This window comes from Pseudomonas sp. NPDC090233, from assembly GCF_044772285.1.
In the GTDB taxonomy this organism is placed as follows: Bacteria; Pseudomonadota; Gammaproteobacteria; order Pseudomonadales; family Pseudomonadaceae; genus Aquipseudomonas.
Map to the genome: position 1 here is coordinate 202,343 of NZ_JBIVYQ010000005.1, position 16,990 is coordinate 219,332.

Below are 16,990 nucleotides of genomic sequence, written 5' to 3' on the forward strand. Positions count from 1 at the left end.
GGCAAAGAAAAACCCGGCCGAGGCCGGGTTTTTCATTGAAGCTTCAGGCCAATTACTTGGACTGGGCTTCTACCTGAGCTTCAACGCGACGGTTGACAGCACGGCCTTCTTCGGTGGCGTTGTCAGCAACTGGGCGGGTTTCGCCGTAGCCAACCGAGTCAACGCGAGTCGACTCAACACCGTACTGCTGGGTCAGAACCTGCTTCACAGCATTGGCACGACGCTCGGACAGCTTCTGGTTGTAAGCGTCTGGGCCCACGGAGTCAGTGTGACCTTCAACCACGGTGGTGGTTTGTGGGTACTGCTTCATGAAGTCAGCCAGGTTCTTGATGTCGCCGTAGCTGTTAGGCTTGACGACCGACTTGTCGAAGTCGAACTTGACGTCCAGCTCAACGCGAACGACTTCGGCAACAGCCGGGCAGCCATCAGCGTCAACGGTAACGTTGGCTGGGGTGTCTGGGCACTTGTCGACGTTGTCGCAAACGCCGTCGTTGTCGCTGTCGGAGCAGACTTCAGCAACTGGAGCCGGAGCAGGAGCAACTTTGCCACCGCTGCCGCCGAAGTTCAGACCCACACCAACGGATGGACCCCACTCGGTGTTGCCGTTGTCGATGTTGTACATGGCTTCAACGCCGGCACGGGCGAAGAACATGTCGGTGATGTACCACTTGGCGCCAGCGCCAACGTTGGCGAAGGTGGAGTGGTCACGGCCGCTACGGGTAGCCTGGCCCAGGCTCTCGTGAGCGAAACCAGCGGAAACGTACGGACGCAGAGCATCGCCAACGGTACCGAAGTGGTAGGTAGCGTCGAGCTTGGCTTTGGAGCCTTTGATGTCTTTGTTGAAGACTTCGCCACGAGCGTTGTGGGTCTCGTTGTAGCCGAGGTCCAGGGAAACGTCGTCGGTCAGGAAGTAACCCAGGCGAACACCAGGGTTGGTGCCGTCGTTCTTGAAGTTACGCTCGCTGTCGTAGTACTGCTTGGTGACGTTACCTTCGATTTCGACTGCGCCTTGGCCTTGAGCCAGAACGCCGAACGAAGTAGCGGCAACGAGCGAGCCAATGGCCAAGCCCAAGGTGTTTTTCAATTTCATCCGTTAAATCCCCATCTGGTGATAGTTAAGCAGTCCCACCAAAATCCGGGGGACAACTCGACGGCAAGTCTAGCAGAACTCGCCGGTTGGTTAGAGACATTTGCGACGAACTAAGTTTCATCCAAACCCGCAAATTTCTCTCTAAGCTTGTCTAGCGCACGCTTGTAGCGCATTTTCGTTGCGCTCAAGCCCATGTGCATGATATCCGCGATCTCCTGAAATTCCAGTTCCGCGACAAAACGCAGCACCAGAATTTCCCGATCGATCGGGTTCACATACACCAGCCACTTGTCCAGCCCGCCCTTTTCTTCGGGTTTCGGTGCCTTGTCTTCAGACGCCTCTTCAACAGGGTCAAGACTCAAGGCATCCATCAACCGACGTTTCCTGCGCTCCTTGCGGTACTGGGTGATGCACTCGTTATAGGTAATGCTGTAGAGCCAGGTCTTGAACTTGGATTTACCCTCGAAGTTCTTCAGACCATACAGCACCTTCAACATCACCTCCTGACAGACATCGTCAGCATCCCGGTCGTTCCCCAAATAACGTGCACAGACGTTGAACAGGGTTCGCTGGTAGCGCCGCATGAGCTCCTCATAGGCGCGGGTAACGTGATACAGCTCCTCATGCGAACGCGCCACCAACTCCTCGTCGGTGAGTTCGCGGGGGTCGTAACGCATGGGCGGCGAATAGACTTTATTCAAAACGGATCTGGCCGACAGTCAGGTCAATGTCGCCGCTCGGCCACGTGGGCCGATTTTTGCGGCGGCATACATTAACAGCTTTTGTGCGGTTAGCGGCTATTGACGCGCTGCTCAAGCAGCTCGCGATTCGACAGCGACACCAGTTCGCCATCATCGGTCAACAGCGTCGTCTTGACCGTGCCAATTTCCTCGATCTGACCTTCGACCTCTCCAATCCGCACCTGCTGGCCGACCTGAAAAAGTTCCCGCACGTAAATGCCGGCCAGAATTTGCCCGGCAATTTCGCGACTGCCGAGGCCCATGGCAAGCGCAACGGCCAGACCAACGGTTATCAGCCCGATCACGATCACGTGGTTGAGCAGGTCGGTTTTGACCTCCAGCTGGCTGATGGCCACCGAGATGCTGATGATGATCACCAGACCCTGGGTGATCCGGCCAAGGCCAGCGGAATACTCCAGGCCGATACCTTCGGCGGCGCCGCGTACCAGGCCATTGGCCACCTGCGCCAGCAACACGCCGGCCAGCAGTACCAGTGCTGCACCAAACACCTTGGGCAGGTACAGGGCGAGCATGTCGAGGGTCGCTGAAACCCGCTCCAGGCCCAGCGATTCGGCGGCGGAGACGAGGAAAATCAACAGTACGAACCAGTAGACGATCTTGCCGATCAGGGTCGAGATCGGCACCTGGATACCGACCCGGCTGAGCATCTTGGTCAGCCCGGTGCCAGCCATCAGACGGTCCAGGCCAAACTTGGCCAGGACTTTGGACAGCAGCGTATCGAGCAGCTTGGCCACCACGAAACCGAGCAGCACCACGACCAGCGCGCCGAACAGGTTGGGGATGAAGTTCGCTACCTTGGTCCATAGTGCGGTCATGGCAGTGACCAGGCTCTGGGTCCAGAGATCGAGTTCCATATTCAATCGGCCTTATCAGCTTTGCTGCCAGTGGCAGCGTTACGGGCAGAATGGCGGCTCACCGGCGCAACATGCGCCGAGCCATTGTTCACGGCGATCAGCAGCGCCTGGCTCCAACGGCCAAGCAGGCTGAACAGATCACCCGCGCCGACCTGGCGGTTGGCGGTTTTCAGCACGCGACCCAGGCACGCGGCGTCGTCTCTGTCCTCACCGGACGGCGACGCCTTGAGCAGGTCACGCAGGGATTCTTCAAACGGATCGTGCATGTGCACCTCGCGCAGTGTCAGTCAGAGACGAGGGCGCCGGTCGATGGGTCACACATCGCCCTGGCACGAATGTTTCAAAATGACTCGACACCTTCACACCCAACGCAGCCGACGGAACAGCCACCACTGCCCCACCGCCAACCCCAGCACGACGCTGCAGGCAAACAGGAAGCCATAAGGATTGTCCGCGCCCGGGATGCCGCCGACGTTGATGCCGAGCAAACCGGTGATGAAGCTCATGGGCAGGAAGATGCAGGTGATGATGCCGAAGCGGTACATGGTCCGGTTCATCCGCTCGCTGCGCCGCCGGTCCTCACTCTCAAGCACCAGCGCCGCTCGTTCGCGAGCCAGCTCCAGCTCTTCAAGATAGCGGATCAGGCTGTTGTTCAACTCGTTCCAGTAATCTGCGTCGGCGTCGGCGAACCAGCTCCATTTACTGCGCGACAGCTGGGCATAGATTTCCCGCTGCGGCGCGAGAAAACGCCGCAGGCCAGCGGCGCGGCGACGGATCTGCTGCAGGCTGCCGTGCTCAGGCGTATACCGTTCGTCGGATTCGACCTTTTCTTCTTCCAGATCCACCAGTTCGGACAGGTCACTGACCAAGCCCTGAACCTTTTCGGTCAGCAACTCGCCCATCAGCAACAACAGTTCGGACGCCGATTTCGGCCCCCTGCCCTCGTCCAGCAACTGAAGCATCTCGTCACTGGCGCGCAGTGGCCGCAAGCGCAAGGAAATCACCCGCTGCGCCTGGGCAAAAATACGCACCGACACCATGTCTTCAGGCTCGGCACCTGGGTTGAGATTGACCCCGCGCAAGAACAGCAACAGCTGTTCATCAGCCAGCGGCAACAGGCGTGGCCGGGTGTTTTCCTCCAGCAGCAGGTCGCAGGCAAACTCGCTCAGGCCGCTATCCTGCAGCAGCCAGGTTCGGGTTTGCGGATGACTGCGGTCCCAGTGCAGCCACAGGCTTTCCTGTGGCTGCATGGCCAGGTCGTTCAGCTCGGTCCGGGCGATCGAACGCGCGCCGCCTTTACCATCGAGCACCAGGGCATGCACCAGCCCCCACTGCGCGTTGTCTTCCTCGAACATCAAAGCTCCATCAGCGCGTGCGGCGCATCACTCCGGCATTTTCAGCGGGCTTGGCGAAACGATCACGCCATTGTTGTCGGCATACACGTACTCGCCTGAGCGGAAGGTCACGCCGGCGAAGGTCACCGGAACGTCGAGCTCGCCGACGCCCCGCTTGTTGCTCTTTTTCGGGTGACTGGCCAGCGCCTGCACGCCTACGCTTGTCTGGATCAAAATGTCCACGTCACGTACGCAGCCGTAGATTACCAAGCCTTCCCAACCATTCTTGGCGGCTTTTTCGGCAAGCATGTCGCCCAGCAATGCACAGCGCAGCGAGCCTCCGCCGTCGACCACCAGGACCTTGCCCTTGCCGTCGAGCTCGACCTGCTCCTTGACCAGCGAGTTGTCTTCGAAGCATTTGAGGGTGACGATCTGGCCGCCGAACGAATCGCGGCCACCAAAGTTGCTGAACATCGGCTCAAGTACCTGAACCAGGTCCGGGTAGGCGTCGCACAGGTCGGGCGTTACGTAATGCTGCATGGCAAGCTCCTGTCAGTCATAACGAAAGCGGGTGTCGGCCAAGGCTACACCGCGAAGGCTGTCGCAGTCATCCGGGACTGAGCGGTCAGTTGCGTAATGGCTGATCCGTCACAGCTGGCTCACCCTGCGTCGACGCATGCACCGGCAGCAACGGCTGACGCAGCCAACGCTCGACCAGCGGCCACACCTGCGCCTGGGCCGCTTTGCTGACCAGCATGTCGACATGCCCGAACGCGTCGAAACCTTCCTCAAGGCCCAACCGGAGGAACTGCTTGCGCTCACCGCCGAGCTGATCGAACAGTTTGCGACAGGCCCAGACCGGGTCCTGGAAGTCGCCCGCGCCGGCCACTGCCAGTACCGGCACATCCACATCAGCAAGCCCGGCCCACCAGTCACTGTCCTTGTCGCCAAAACGCCCGAACAGGCCATACCAGCGCAAGCTTTCCAGGGCCAGGCCCATTGGCTCGTCCTCCGGCCCGCGCTTTAGCCGCGGCCCGGAAATCTGCCCCCAGCGCCTGAGCAGCAGCTTCGCGCCCCAGGTCACAGGCGGCAACTTCAACGGCCAGTACACCCGGCTGATCTGGGTGCCGAAAAACGCGGCACTGGCGACCTGCTCGGCCGGCAGGAAACCACCTCCCAACGCCGCCGCCAGGGTAGTGCCGCCAAGAGAGTGGCCGATCCAGTGCGGCGCCTTGCCAGACTGCTCCTGCACGAACGCAGCGATCAGCGGCAAGTCATCGCGGGCATAATCGGCCACCCGGTTGTGCTGCCATTGGCGGTTGCGTGGCGACAGGCCGTGGCCGCGCATTTCGGGAATCCACACATCGAAGCCCGCGCGCGCCAGGTAGGCACCCAAGCCGATGCCTTTGGCCGAATACCAGAAGCGCCGGTTGGAAAAACTGCCGTGCAGGAGGATGACCGGCACGCCCTGGGCACCGCCCTGATCGGCCAGGCCCAGGCGGGTCACGGCCAGCTCGACGCTGGGGTCAGGGCTGTTGCCGGCCTTGATCCGGTACACGTCCTCACTGAGGTCGCCGCGGCGCTCGGCACTGAGCAGGGCCACGGGAAATAAAGAGCTGCTGCTTTGCATAAGGTAGCTTGGTGCACAAAAAAGGGCGGGATCCATTGCTGGAACTCGCCCTGGAAAAAACCAGGCGGGGGCGCGCCAGACGCACCCCCGCGTTTTACCGCATCAGGCCGCGCCTTGGCCTTCGGCCAGGAAGAACCAGGTTTCGAGTACCGAGTCCGGGTTCAGCGACACGCTTTCGATGCCCTGCTCCATCAGCCACTTGGCCAGGTCCGGGTGGTCCGACGGGCCTTGGCCGCAGATGCCGATGTACTTGCCGGCTTTGTTGCACGCCTGGATGGCGTTGGCCAGCAGCTTCTTCACTGCAGGGTTACGCTCGTCGAACAGGTGGGCGATGATGCCCGAGTCGCGGTCCAGGCCCAGGGTCAGCTGGGTCAGGTCGTTCGAACCGATGGAGAAGCCGTCGAAGTACTCGAGGAACTCTTCGGCCAGAATGGCGTTGGACGGCAGCTCGCACATCATGATCACGCGCAGGCCGTTGTCACCGCGGGCCAGGCCGTTTTCGGCGAGCAGGTCGATGACCTGGCTGGCTTCACCCAGGGTGCGCACGAACGGCACCATGATCTCGACGTTGGTCAGGCCCATCTCGTTGCGCACACGCTTGAGCGCACGGCATTCGAGTTCGAAGCAGTCACGGAACGACTCGCTGATGTAGCGAGACGCGCCACGGAAGCCCAGCATCGGGTTTTCTTCTTCCGGCTCGTACAGCTTGCCGCCGATCAGGTTGGCGTACTCGTTGGACTTGAAGTCCGACAGGCGCACGATGACCTTTTTCGGGTAGAAGGCCGCTGCCAGGGTACTGATGCCCTCGACCAGCTTCTCGACGTAGAATCCGACCGGGTCGTCATAGCCGGCGATGCGCTTGTCGACGCTCTCTTTGAGCTCCGGCGGCAGGCCGGCATAGTTGAGCAACGCCTTGGGGTGCACGCCGATCATGCGGTTGATGATGAACTCCAGGCGCGCCAGGCCGACACCGGCGTTGGGCAGCTGGGCAAAGTCGAAGGCGCGGTCCGGGTTGCCGACGTTCATCATGATCTTGAACGGCAGGTCCGGCATGGCATCGACCGAGTTCTGCTTGACGTCGAAGCCCAGCTCACCTTCGAAGATGAACCCGGTATCGCCTTCGGCGCACGAAACGGTCACGCCCTGACCATCCTTGAGCAGCTGGGTGGCGTTGCCGCAACCGACCACTGCCGGAATGCCCAGCTCACGGGCGATGATCGCCGCGTGGCAGGTACGCCCGCCGCGGTTGGTAACGATGGCGCTGGCGCGCTTCATCACCGGTTCCCAGTCCGGGTCGGTCATGTCGGAAACCAGGACATCGCCCGGCTGCACCTTGTCCATTTCGGACACGTCCTTGATCACGCGGACCTTGCCGGCGCCGATACGCTGGCCGATCGCGCGGCCTTCAACCAGCACGGTGCCCTTCTCTTTGAGCAGGTAGCGTTCCATGACGTTGGCACTGGCGCGGCTCTTCACGGTCTCAGGACGGGCCTGAACGATGTACAGCTTGCCGTCGTCACCGTCCTTGGCCCATTCGATGTCCATCGGGCGCTGGTAGTGCTGCTCGATGATCATGGCCTGCTTGGCCAACTCGCTGACCTCGGCGTCGGTCAGGCAGAAGCGCGCACGCTCGGCACGGTCGACTTCGACGGTCTTGACCGAACGACCGGCCTTGGCCTCGTCGCCGTAGATCATCTTGATCGCCTTGCTGCCCAGGTTGCGGCGCAGGATGGCCGGGCGGCCCGCCTGCAGGGTGTTCTTGTGCACGTAGAATTCGTCAGGGTTGACCGCACCCTGCACCACGGTTTCGCCCAGGCCGTAGGCGCCGGTGATGAAGACTACGTCGCGGAAGCCCGACTCGGTGTCGAGGGTGAACATCACGCCGGCGGTGCCGGTTTCCGAACGGACCATGCGCTGCACGCCGGCCGACAGGGCCACCAGCTTGTGGTCGAAGCCCTGGTGCACGCGGTAGGCGATGGCGCGGTCGTTGAACAGCGAGGCGAACACTTCCTTGGCCGCGCGGATCACGTTGTCGACGCCACGGATGTTGAGGAAGGTTTCCTGCTGGCCAGCGAAGGAGGCGTCTGGCAGGTCTTCGGCGGTGGCCGAGGAACGCACGGCGACGGCCATGTTGTCGTTGCCGGCGGCCATCTCGGCGAAGGCGGTACGGATTTCCGAATCAAGGCGCGCCGGGAATTCGGCTTCCATGACCCACTGGCGGATTTGCGCGCCGGTCTTGGTCAGGGCATTGATGTCGTCGACGTCCAGCGCATCGAGCGCGGCGTGAATGCGGTCGTTCAGCCCGCTCTGCTCGAGAAAATCACGGTACGCCTGAGCCGTAGTGGCAAAGCCGCCCGGCACCGACACGCCGGCACCGGCAAGGTTACTGATCATCTCGCCCAGGGATGCGTTCTTGCCCCCCACATGCTCCACATCATGGACGCCGAGCTTATCGAGGGAAACTACGTACTCTACCAAGGTGATCTCTCCACTAACTGTGTTGGAAAAGCTCAAGTGCGCCCGCCTGCCTGAGTGACTTGGCCGGGCGTTTGTAGCCTGTACCTGGAAAATAGGGTCTCAAAATATGGCAGAATGCCGACAGCCGCATTCGGCAAACCGAACTTATCATATCCAAGAAACGTCATCAGCTTAAGGCCCTGTCGCAAATGAAACGAACCGCGTTCTTCATCTCCGATGGCACCGGCATCACAGCCGAAACCCTGGGCCAAAGCCTGCTCGCACAATTCGATAGCATTCCGTTCAACAAATTCACCCGTCCGTACATCGACACACCGGACAAGGCGCGGACCATGGTGCAGCAGATCAACGCCGCCGCCGAACGCGACGGCGTGCGGCCGATCATCTTCGACACCATCGTCAATCAGGACATCCGTGAGATCCTGGCGACGTCGAACGGCTTCATGATCGACATCTTTTCGACGTTTTTATCCCCACTCGAACAGGAATTGACCGCCCATTCGTCGTATTCCGTGGGCAAATCCCACTCGATTGGTGGCAATTCCAACTACATGGAGCGTATCGAGGCAGTCAATTTCGCCCTCGACAACGACGATGGCGCGCGTACTCACTACTACGACAAGGCGGACCTGATCCTGGTGGGCGTATCACGCTGCGGCAAGACCCCGACCTGCCTGTACATGGCCATGCAGTTCGGCATTCGCGCGGCCAACTACCCGCTCACCGAAGACGATATGGAGCGCCTGCAGCTGCCGGCGGTGCTGAAGAAGCACCACAACAAGCTGTTCGGGTTGACCATCGACCCTGATCGGCTGACTGCCATCCGCCATGAGCGCAAGCCCAACAGTCGCTATTCGAGCTTTGCCCAATGCGAGTTCGAGGTGCGCGAGGTGGAGAATCTGTTCCGTCGGGAGAATATTCCCAACATCAACTCCACGCATTTTTCGGTGGAAGAGATTTCGGCGAAGATTCTGGTGGAAAAAGGGGTGGAGCGGCGGTTCAAGTAAGCCTGCACCGGCCTCTTCGCGGCTAAAGCCGCTCCCACAAGTACTCCATCACCCTCAGGCTCAGTGAGTTACCTGTGGGAGCGGCTTCAGCCGCGAAGAGGCCAGCACAGACAAAAAAGCCCCGACATCACTGCCGGGCTTTCTCATTTCAACTGACCGATCAGGAAGGCACCACCGCCGCCTGCCCGCTCATCGCCAGGTCGACCAGTTCGCGGTTGGCCACCGCGTACATCGCATAGTCAGTACCCGTGGCATTGCGCAGGTCATCGAGCATGGCGCGCCAGCGCTCGACCATCACCCGGTGCTGCTCGGCCCAGAGCGCCACGCGGGCGTCCATGTCTTCCGGAGCATCGGCCATCTGCAATACCGAAATGGTGATCGCCCGCTGCTGCAGGTCGATGTCGTCGCGGAACGCCTCGCGGGCCAGGGCCTGCCAGTTGTTCTCGACTGGCAGGTTGCTGATTTCCTGCAAGTACCAGGTCAGGTCCAGCGCGCTGCCCACGGCGAAGAACGCCTTGGCCACCTGGGCCGGCTCATGCCCAGTCACGTCAGCCGCCTCGATGATCGGCAGCAGCGTGTACAGGTGGCTGGTGCCGGCCACCATGCGCGCCAGCAGCTCCGGCACACCGGCGTCGACGAAGCCCTGGTAACGGACCATCCAGCGCTCGCGGGTCGGGCCTTCCAGCAGTTCGTCGAGTTTCAGCCCCAGTTGCGCGATCTTAGGCCCGAAGTGCGCGGTGTCGCGCCCGGCATCCTGCTCATTGCGGCGGCTGCGCAGGAACCAGCGAGTGGCGCGGCGGCCCAGGCGCATCAGCTCGTCCATCAGGGTCAGCTGCACTTCCGCCGGCACCAGGTAATCCAGCGCCTCGATCTGGCGGAACCAGTGCGGCAGGTGGAAGATGTCGCGCACGATCACGTAGGCCCCGGCAACGTTGGCCGGGCTCATGCCAGTCGACTCCTTGAGGCGCTGGACGAAGGTGATGCCCATGTTGTTGACCAGGTCGTTGGCGATCTGGGTGCTGACGATCTCGCGTTTCAGGCGGTGGCGGCGCATGGCATCGGCGAACTTGCTCACCAGCGACGGCGGGAAGGCAGTCTCCATGTCGCGGGTCAGGTAATCGTCGTCCGGCACCAGGGATTTGAGCAATTGCTCCTTCAGGTCGATCTTGCTGTACGAAATCAGAACCGACAGCTCGGCACGGGTCAGGCCCTGGCCTGCGGCCAGTCGCTCGGCCAGTTGCTCTTCAGACGGCAGGAACTCGATCGCCCGGTCGAGCTTGCCGCGACCTTCCAGGTCGGCCATCAGGCGCTTGTATTCAGCGATCCGCTCACGGGCGCGACGCGCCGCCAGCGACAGCGCCTGGGTCTGTTTGTAGTTGTTGCCCAGCACCAGGCCGGCCACTTCATCGGTCATGCTGCCGAGCAGCTGGTTGCGCTGCTTCTCGGTCATGTCGCCACCCTGCACCACTTCGTTGAGCAGGATCTTGATGTTGACCTCGTGGTCGGAGCAGTCCACGCCACCGGCGTTGTCGATGAAGTCGGTGTTGGTGGCGCCGCCGTGCAGGCCGAACTCGACGCGGCCGAGCTGGGTCATGCCGAGGTTGCCGCCCTCGCCCACCACCTTGCAGCGCAGCTCATTGCCATTGACGCGCAGGGCGTCGTTGGCCTTGTCGCCGACGTCGGCATGGCTTTCGCTGCTGGCCTTGACGTAGGTGCCGATGCCGCCGTTCCACAGCAGGTCCACCGGGGCCTTGAGCAGCGCATGCAGCAGCTCGGTCGGGGTCAGGCGGTCGGCTTCGATGGCGAAGCGTTCTTTCATCTGCGGGCTGATGGCGATGCTCTTGGCACTGCGCGGAAAGATCCCGCCGCCCTCGGACATGATGCTGGTGTCGTAGTCGCTCCAGGCCGAGCGCGGCAGGTCGAACAGGCGCTGGCGTTCGGCAAAGCTGGTGGCCGGGTCCGGGTTCGGATCGATGAAGATGTGCAGGTGGTTGAACGCCGCCACCAACTGCAGCTTGTCGGACATCAGCAGGCCGTTGCCGAACACGTCACCGGCCATGTCGCCGACACCGATCACGGTGATCGGGTCCTGCTGCACGTTGATACCGCGCTCGCGGAAGTGACGCTGCACGCCGACCCACGCACCACGGGCGGTGATGCCCATTTTCTTGTGGTCGTAACCGGCCGAGCCGCCCGAGGCGAAGGCATCGCCCAGCCAGAAGCCATAGTCGATGGCGATGCCGTTGGCGATATCGGAGAAGGTCGCGGTGCCCTTGTCGGCCGCCACCACCAGGTACGGATCGTCGTCATCGTGACGCACCACGTTGGCCGGTGGCAGCACGCCGCCGTCCTTGAGGTTGTCGGTGATGTCGAGCAGGCCCGAGATGAAGATGCGGTAGCAGGCCACGCCTTCGGCGGCGATTTCATCGCGGCTGCCGCCCAGCGGCAAGCGCCGTGGCAGGAAGCCACCCTTGGCGCCGACCGGCACGATCACCGAGTTCTTCACCTGCTGGGCCTTGACCAGGCCAAGCACCTCGGTACGGAAGTCTTCTTCACGGTCCGACCAGCGCAGGCCGCCGCGGGCGACGTTGCCAAAGCGCAGGTGCACGCCCTCGACCCGTGGCGAATACACGAAGATCTCGAACTTCGGAACGGGTTTTGGCAGCTCGGGGATCAGCTTGGGGTTGAACTTGAAGCTGAAGTACGACTTGTTCTGGCCGTTGGCGTCAGGCTGGTAGAAGTTGGTGCGCAGGGTGGCCTTGATCAGGTCCAGGTAGCGCCGCAGGATGCGGTCTTCGTTGAGCACCTGAACGTCGTCCAGCGCGCTTAGGATGGCCTGCTCCAGGCGTTGCTGCTTGTCGTCCAGGTCATCGATGGTGAGCTTGCGTGCCAGGTAGAAGCGGGTCTTGAACAGCCGCGTGAGCTCGCGGGCGATGTCGGTGTGGTTGTTCAGGGTGCTGGCGATGTAGCCCAGGTCGAAGCCTAGGCGGATCTGCTTGAGGTAACGGGCATAGGCACGCAGCAGTGCCACGTCGCGCCACGGTAGGCCGGCGGTGAGCACGAGCCGGTTGAATGCGTCGTTCTCGGCATCGCCCTGGACGATATGCACGAAGGCGTCCTGGAGCACGTCGTTGAGCTGCTGAATGTCCAGGCTCAAGCCTTCGCTGTAGGTGAAGGCGAAGTCGTGGATCCAGTACTCGCGGCCACTGGCGTGGCGCAGGCGATAGGGGAATTCGCCAAGCACACGCAGGCCGAGGTTCTCAAGGATCGGCAACACGTCCGACAGCGCCAGCGGCGTGTCGGCGTGGTACAGCTTGCAGTGCAGCAGGCGTTCGCCCAGGCGCGTCAGCGGCTGGTAGAAGCTCATCGCCAGCGGTTTGCTTTCAGACAGCGCCAGCACGTGCTGCAGGTCGACCACCGCCGAATGCGCGGCGAAGCGCTCGCGGTAACCGGCCGGGAAACCTTTGGGGAAATCGGCGAGGATGTTGGTGCCCTGGGCTTCGCCGAAGTTTTCGACAACCAGTGCCGAGTAGTCGTCATGCCACGAGCGGCAGGCCTGGATCACTTCGTTTTCCAGTTGCTGCGGGTCGATGTCGATGCGGTTTTTCGGGTCGACCCGCAAAATCAGCTGCACGCGTGCCAGCACCGATTCGGAGAAGAAGGTCCAGAACTCGCAGTCGCTGGCCTTGAGGCGCTCCATCAGCACCTGCTGAATCTTCTGCCGCACTTCGGTGGAGTAGATTTCCCGCGGCACATAGGCCAGGCAGTAGCAGAAGCGGCCATACGGATCCTTGCGCAGGAACACGCGGATCTTGTTGCGCTCCTGGATCTGCACGATCGCCATCACGGTAGTGAACAGCTCGTCGATCGGGGTCTGGAACAGGTCGTCGCGCGGTAGCACTTCGAGCACCTGGGCCAGTTCCTTGCCCAGGTGCGCCTTGGGGTCGAAACCGGAGCGGCGTTCGACTTCGGCGACCTTGACGCGGATGTACGGGATGGCATGCACGCTCTCGCCATAGACCGAAGAGGTGTACAGGCCCATGAAGCGGTGTTCCTTGACCACCTTGCCGTCGGCATCCAGCTGGCGGATCGACACGTAGTCCGGGTAGGCCGGGCGGTGCACGCGGCTAGGCAGCGCGGCCTTGGCGAACGACAGCAGCAGCGGCTCGGCGAGGTAGGCCACGGCGTAGTCTTCGATACGCAGTTCTTCAGGCGTCAGGCCCACGCGCAGGCGGCGTGGCAGGCCAAGGAACGACTGCGCGTCGTAGACCATCTGGCCGCCGGCACTGTCGGCCTGCACAGTGAATTCTTCATAACCGAGGAAAGTGAAATGGTTGTCCAGCAGCCATTCGAGGAAAGCCTTGACCTCGCCTTTTTCGTGTTGCGCCGGGGCATAGGCGGTTTGCTCTACCTGCGCCACCACTTCACGCAGCTTGGCCTTCATCGGCTCGAAGTCGGCCACGGCCACACGCACTTCGGCCAGTACCTGCTCGATTTCGCGAGTCAGCACGTTCAGTTCGGCGGCGTTGGCGCAGCGGTCGATCTCCAGGTACATCAGCGATTCATGGCGCACGCCCTCGCCCTGGCTGCCCTTGGGCAGCAGTTCCAGCAACTGGCCCTTGGCGTCGCGGCGTACGCTCAGCACCGTGGTCTGCAGGGTGTGAATGCTGTAGCCGCGGCGATTGAGCTCGGTGCGCACCGAGTCGACCAGGAACGGCAGGTCGTGGTGCAGCACCTCGACCACGGTGTGGGTCGATTGCCAGCCATTGCGTTCGTAATCGGGGTTGTACACCCGCACTTGCGGTTGCTCGGGGTCGAAACGCTCGATGATGCGCCAGGCAGACAGGGTACAGCCGGCCAGGTCCGACAGCCTGCGCTGGGTGAGCTCGTCCATGGAGATGATGCCGAAGAACTGCTCGGCGAACAGCGCCACTTGTGGCAGGGACTGTTCGCTGATGTGCTGCGCCAGGGCCGCTTGCAGTTGATGCTGGAAGTCGGCTTTGCTGGCTGCGGTGAAGAACGCCATCTGTGGTACTCCGCTTGGGCTTTGTAATAGTTGAAGCGTCGCGTGCGTCCGACGACTACGGATCAACGATAGCCAACCCGTGGCAAGCCGGACGCTAATGTTCTGGGCTCGCGGAAGCTTAACGACTGATCGGTCATCGCCGCTTGCAGCGCTGCGACAATTTCGGTCAAGGGGGGGTAACTTTACGTTTATGGATGTGCTCAAGGCTGTCAGAATTCACTTTCGTTTCCATTGACCCGAGCCATCTCCATGCAATTGAAGACTGCCCTGCTGTTCGCCACCCCTTGCGATGACGAGGAAGACAACATGGCGACCCTGTGCTGCCACAGCGACAAGGGGCAGATGTTTTTGCTCACCCGCTACCCGGATGAGGACACCGTGGACCTGACCCTGGACGACGAGCCGTCGACGCTGGACGGGTTGAAGGTGACCTTGAGTGCCGAGCGTTTGTTGATCGAGGTGGCGGCTGGGGATCGGGATGCGTTGAAGGGGGATGAGGTGCTGGAGATTGTGTTGACTTCGGCGGGGACTGATCTGGAAGAGGTGGCGCTGACCTTGCGTAACATTCTGGAAGGTACTGGCACCTTCGTCAGCGAACTCTGAGTTTATTCGGTACCGGCCTCTTCGCGGCTAAAGCCGCTCCTACGGGTCTCCCACCGCCCCATTGGGAGCGGCTTCAGCCGCGAAGAGGCCGGCACAGACAACCCCATAACCCATTGAAAGAATTGACAACCCCCAACCACCCCAGGCATTGTCTGACAACCTGACCACTAGGCAACCGTTCCCATGCTAGAGCTCCAGCGCCCCGACACCTTGGTCGAACGGGTTGTCAGCGCTATTCGCGCAGAGATCGATTCCGGCCGCCTGGCCGCCGAAGCGCGCCTGCCCACCGAACAGCAACTGGCCGAACAACTGAACGTCAGCCGCTCGGTGGTGCGCGAGGCCGTTGCGCAGCTCAAGGCCGACGGTGTGCTGATCGCCCGCCGCGGGCTGGGTTCATATATCTCGCAAACGCCCAATGGCACGGTGTTCCGCTTCCCTGGCAGCAACGGGCGCAAGCCGGACCTGGCGCAGATGTTCGAGATGCGCCTGTGGATCGAAACCCAGGCCGCCGCCATCGCCGCACGCCGTCGTGATGAACAGGACCTGGCGAATATGGCCAAGGCCCTGCAGGAAATGCTCGACAAACGCAGCGATTTCGCCACTGCCTCGGCCGCCGACGTAGCCTTTCACCGGGCCATTGCCGAGGCCAGCAAGAACGATTACTTCGTAGCCTTCCACGACTTTCTCGGCGGCCAACTGGCCAGTGCGCGGCGCACCGCCTGGGAAAACTCCGCTGCCCATTCGGTGGGCGGCTCGGCTGACGCCAACCGCGAACACCAAGCGCTGTATCAGGCCATCGCCGACGGCGACCGCCAGGCCGCCGCTGCCTGCGCCGAAGTGCATCTGCGCGCCTCGGCCAAACGCCTGAAACTCGACATTCCCGCCCTCGACTGACACCGGAGACCCCATCGCGGCCGGAGGCGGCCTTTTTCACGCACTACTTAGTCTGACAACCTGATAAGCAGATCCACCGACAAGAATACCAAGGTACCCTGCATGACTTACGACTACTGCATCATCGGCGGCGGCATCGTCGGCCTGGCCACCGCGATGGCCCTGCTCCAGCAGCGCCCCGGCGCGTCATTGCTGATCCTGGAAAAGGAAGCCAGCCTCGGCCGCCACCAGACTGGCCATAACAGCGGCGTGATCCATGCGGGCATTTATTACGCCCCTGGCAGCCTCAAGGCCGAGCTGTGCAAGCGTGGTGCCCAGGCCACCAAGGATTTCTGCAGCGAACACGGCATTGCCTTCGATGTGTGCGGCAAGCTGCTGGTGGCGTCCAGCCCACTGGAGATGCAGCGCATGCAGGCGCTGTACGAACGTTCGCAACAGAACGGACTGAAAGTCGAACGCCTGGACGCCGGTGAACTCAAGCGCCGCGAACCCAATATTGCCGGGCTCGGGGCGCTGTTCGTCGACTCGACGGGTATCGTCGACTACACGCAGGTCTGCGCGGCAATGGCCAGGGTCATCGAACAGGCTGGCGGTGAAGTGCGTCTGGCCACCAAGGTGCAGGCGATCCGCGAACTGGGTGAGCATGTCGAGATCCAGGACGCCAACCAGACCTGGCGCGCTCGCCAGCTGGTGGCCTGCGCCGGCCTGCAGTCCGACCGCCTGGCGCGCCTGGCCGGGGTCAAGATCGATCACCAGATCATCCCCTTCCGTGGCGAGTACTACCGCCTGCCTGCCAGCAAGAACCAGATCGTCAACCACCTCATCTACCCGATCCCCGACCCGGAGCTGCCGTTTCTCGGCGTGCACCTCACGCGCATGATCGACGGCAGCGTCACTGTCGGCCCCAACGCCGTGCTGGGCTTCGGCCGGGAAAACTACCGCAAGTTCGCAGTGAACTGGCGCGACGTGGCCGAGTACGCGCGCTTCCCGGGCTTCTGGAAAACCATCTGGAACAACCTTGGCTCGGGCACCACCGAGATGAAGAACTCGCTGTTCAAGCGCGGCTATCTGGAGCAATGCCGCAAATACTGCCCGTCCCTGCAAGTCGAGGACCTGCTGCCCTATGAAGCCGGTATCCGCGCCCAGGCAGTGATGCGCGACGGCACCCTGGTCCACGATTTCCTGTTTGCCGAGACCCCGCGCATGGTGCATGTCTGCAATGCCCCCTCGCCGGCTGCCACCTCGGCCATCCCGATCGGCCAGATGATCGCTGAAAAGATCCTCAAGGCCCGCTGACCCCTGCTGCACCCAAC

13 protein-coding genes are annotated in these 16,990 nt (G+C 62.1%); 4 read left to right on the top strand and 9 right to left on the bottom strand.

Features of this window, described 5'->3' with window-relative positions; genetic code table 11:
- Positions 1-52 precede the first annotated feature (52 nt).
- From ACIQUF_RS15490 to ppsA, 8 genes are all read right to left on the bottom strand, one after another.
- Complete coding sequence (locus ACIQUF_RS15490; protein WP_400799186.1) at positions 53-1,090, bottom strand: OmpA family protein; 1,038 nt, start codon at positions 1,088-1,090, stop codon at positions 53-55.
- Between the two features lie 110 nt (positions 1,091-1,200).
- A complete protein-coding gene (gene sigX / locus ACIQUF_RS15495) occupies positions 1,201-1,767 on the bottom strand; it encodes an RNA polymerase sigma factor SigX (RefSeq protein ID WP_012313514.1) in 567 nt (188 codons plus the stop codon).
- A 113-nt stretch (positions 1,768-1,880) separates the two neighbouring features.
- Complete coding sequence (locus ACIQUF_RS15500) at positions 1,881-2,705, bottom strand: mechanosensitive ion channel domain-containing protein (RefSeq protein WP_400799181.1); 825 nt, start codon at positions 2,703-2,705, stop codon at positions 1,881-1,883.
- Positions 2,706-2,707: 2 nt separating this feature from the next.
- A complete protein-coding gene (locus ACIQUF_RS15505; protein ID WP_403132872.1) occupies positions 2,708-2,971 on the bottom strand; it encodes a CrfX protein in 264 nt (87 codons plus the stop codon).
- Between the two features lie 93 nt (positions 2,972-3,064).
- Positions 3,065-4,060 carry a zinc transporter ZntB gene (locus ACIQUF_RS15510; RefSeq protein ID WP_403132876.1) on the bottom strand — a complete coding sequence of 332 codons (996 nt, stop codon included), beginning with the start codon at positions 4,058-4,060 and terminating at the stop codon, positions 3,065-3,067.
- 27 nt (positions 4,061-4,087) lie between these two features.
- On the bottom strand, positions 4,088-4,579 hold the full coding sequence (gene rraA, locus ACIQUF_RS15515) for a ribonuclease E activity regulator RraA (protein ID WP_400799173.1): 492 nt from the start codon (positions 4,577-4,579) through the stop codon (positions 4,088-4,090).
- Positions 4,580-4,664: 85 nt separating this feature from the next.
- Positions 4,665-5,669 carry an alpha/beta fold hydrolase gene (locus tag ACIQUF_RS15520; RefSeq protein WP_403132879.1) on the bottom strand — a complete coding sequence of 335 codons (1,005 nt, stop codon included), beginning with the start codon at positions 5,667-5,669 and terminating at the stop codon, positions 4,665-4,667.
- 102 nt (positions 5,670-5,771) lie between these two features.
- Positions 5,772-8,147 carry a phosphoenolpyruvate synthase gene (ppsA, locus tag ACIQUF_RS15525; protein WP_403132882.1) on the bottom strand — a complete coding sequence of 792 codons (2,376 nt, stop codon included), beginning with the start codon at positions 8,145-8,147 and terminating at the stop codon, positions 5,772-5,774.
- 188 nt (positions 8,148-8,335) lie between these two features.
- Between ppsA and ACIQUF_RS15530 the strand changes: the two genes are divergently transcribed.
- Entirely contained in the window at positions 8,336-9,154 is an 819-nt protein-coding gene (locus ACIQUF_RS15530; RefSeq protein WP_400799164.1) for a pyruvate, water dikinase regulatory protein, read from the top strand.
- 160 nt (positions 9,155-9,314) lie between these two features.
- On the opposite strand, the gene ACIQUF_RS15535 is transcribed toward ACIQUF_RS15530, so the two are convergent.
- The gene (locus ACIQUF_RS15535) at positions 9,315-14,180 is read right to left on the bottom strand and encodes an NAD-glutamate dehydrogenase (RefSeq protein WP_403132885.1); all 4,866 of its coding nucleotides are present in this window, start codon (positions 14,178-14,180) and stop codon (positions 9,315-9,317) included.
- Positions 14,181-14,429: 249 nt separating this feature from the next.
- Between ACIQUF_RS15535 and ACIQUF_RS15540 the strand changes: the two genes are divergently transcribed.
- The 3 genes from ACIQUF_RS15540 (at position 14,430) to lhgO (ending at position 16,973) form a co-directional block, all read left to right on the top strand.
- Positions 14,430-14,783 (top strand): hypothetical protein, encoded by a 354-nt coding sequence (locus ACIQUF_RS15540; protein ID WP_403132887.1) that lies wholly within the window; start codon positions 14,430-14,432, stop codon positions 14,781-14,783.
- Between the two features lie 183 nt (positions 14,784-14,966).
- The gene (locus ACIQUF_RS15545) at positions 14,967-15,677 is read left to right on the top strand and encodes a FadR/GntR family transcriptional regulator (protein WP_403132889.1); all 711 of its coding nucleotides are present in this window, start codon (positions 14,967-14,969) and stop codon (positions 15,675-15,677) included.
- Positions 15,678-15,779: 102 nt separating this feature from the next.
- Positions 15,780-16,973 (top strand): L-2-hydroxyglutarate oxidase, encoded by a 1,194-nt coding sequence (gene lhgO / locus ACIQUF_RS15550; protein WP_403132890.1) that lies wholly within the window; start codon positions 15,780-15,782, stop codon positions 16,971-16,973.
- Positions 16,974-16,990: the final 17 nt, after the last annotated feature.

What these genes read in the sequence shown, in the direction of transcription:
- ACIQUF_RS15510 (WP_403132876.1), bottom strand. Translation starts at nt 4,060, where the DNA reads ATGTTCGAGGAAGACAACGCGCAGTGGGGGCTGGTGCATGCCCTGGTG.
- ACIQUF_RS15540 (WP_403132887.1), top strand. Translation starts at nt 14,430, where the DNA reads ATGCAATTGAAGACTGCCCTGCTGTTCGCCACCCCTTGCGATGACGAG.
- ACIQUF_RS15545 (WP_403132889.1), top strand. Translation starts at nt 14,967, where the DNA reads ATGCTAGAGCTCCAGCGCCCCGACACCTTGGTCGAACGGGTTGTCAGC.
- ACIQUF_RS15505 (WP_403132872.1), bottom strand. Translation starts at nt 2,971, where the DNA reads ATGCACGATCCGTTTGAAGAATCCCTGCGTGACCTGCTCAAGGCGTCG.
- ACIQUF_RS15520 (WP_403132879.1), bottom strand. Translation starts at nt 5,669, where the DNA reads ATGCAAAGCAGCAGCTCTTTATTTCCCGTGGCCCTGCTCAGTGCCGAG.
- rraA (WP_400799173.1), bottom strand. Translation starts at nt 4,579, where the DNA reads ATGCAGCATTACGTAACGCCCGACCTGTGCGACGCCTACCCGGACCTG.
- ACIQUF_RS15530 (WP_400799164.1), top strand. Translation starts at nt 8,336, where the DNA reads ATGAAACGAACCGCGTTCTTCATCTCCGATGGCACCGGCATCACAGCC.
- ACIQUF_RS15490 (WP_400799186.1), bottom strand. Translation starts at nt 1,090, where the DNA reads ATGAAATTGAAAAACACCTTGGGCTTGGCCATTGGCTCGCTCGTTGCC.
- ACIQUF_RS15535 (WP_403132885.1), bottom strand. Translation starts at nt 14,180, where the DNA reads ATGGCGTTCTTCACCGCAGCCAGCAAAGCCGACTTCCAGCATCAACTG.
- sigX (WP_012313514.1), bottom strand. Translation starts at nt 1,767, where the DNA reads ATGCGTTACGACCCCCGCGAACTCACCGACGAGGAGTTGGTGGCGCGT.
- lhgO (WP_403132890.1), top strand. Translation starts at nt 15,780, where the DNA reads ATGACTTACGACTACTGCATCATCGGCGGCGGCATCGTCGGCCTGGCC.
- ACIQUF_RS15500 (WP_400799181.1), bottom strand. Translation starts at nt 2,705, where the DNA reads ATGGAACTCGATCTCTGGACCCAGAGCCTGGTCACTGCCATGACCGCA.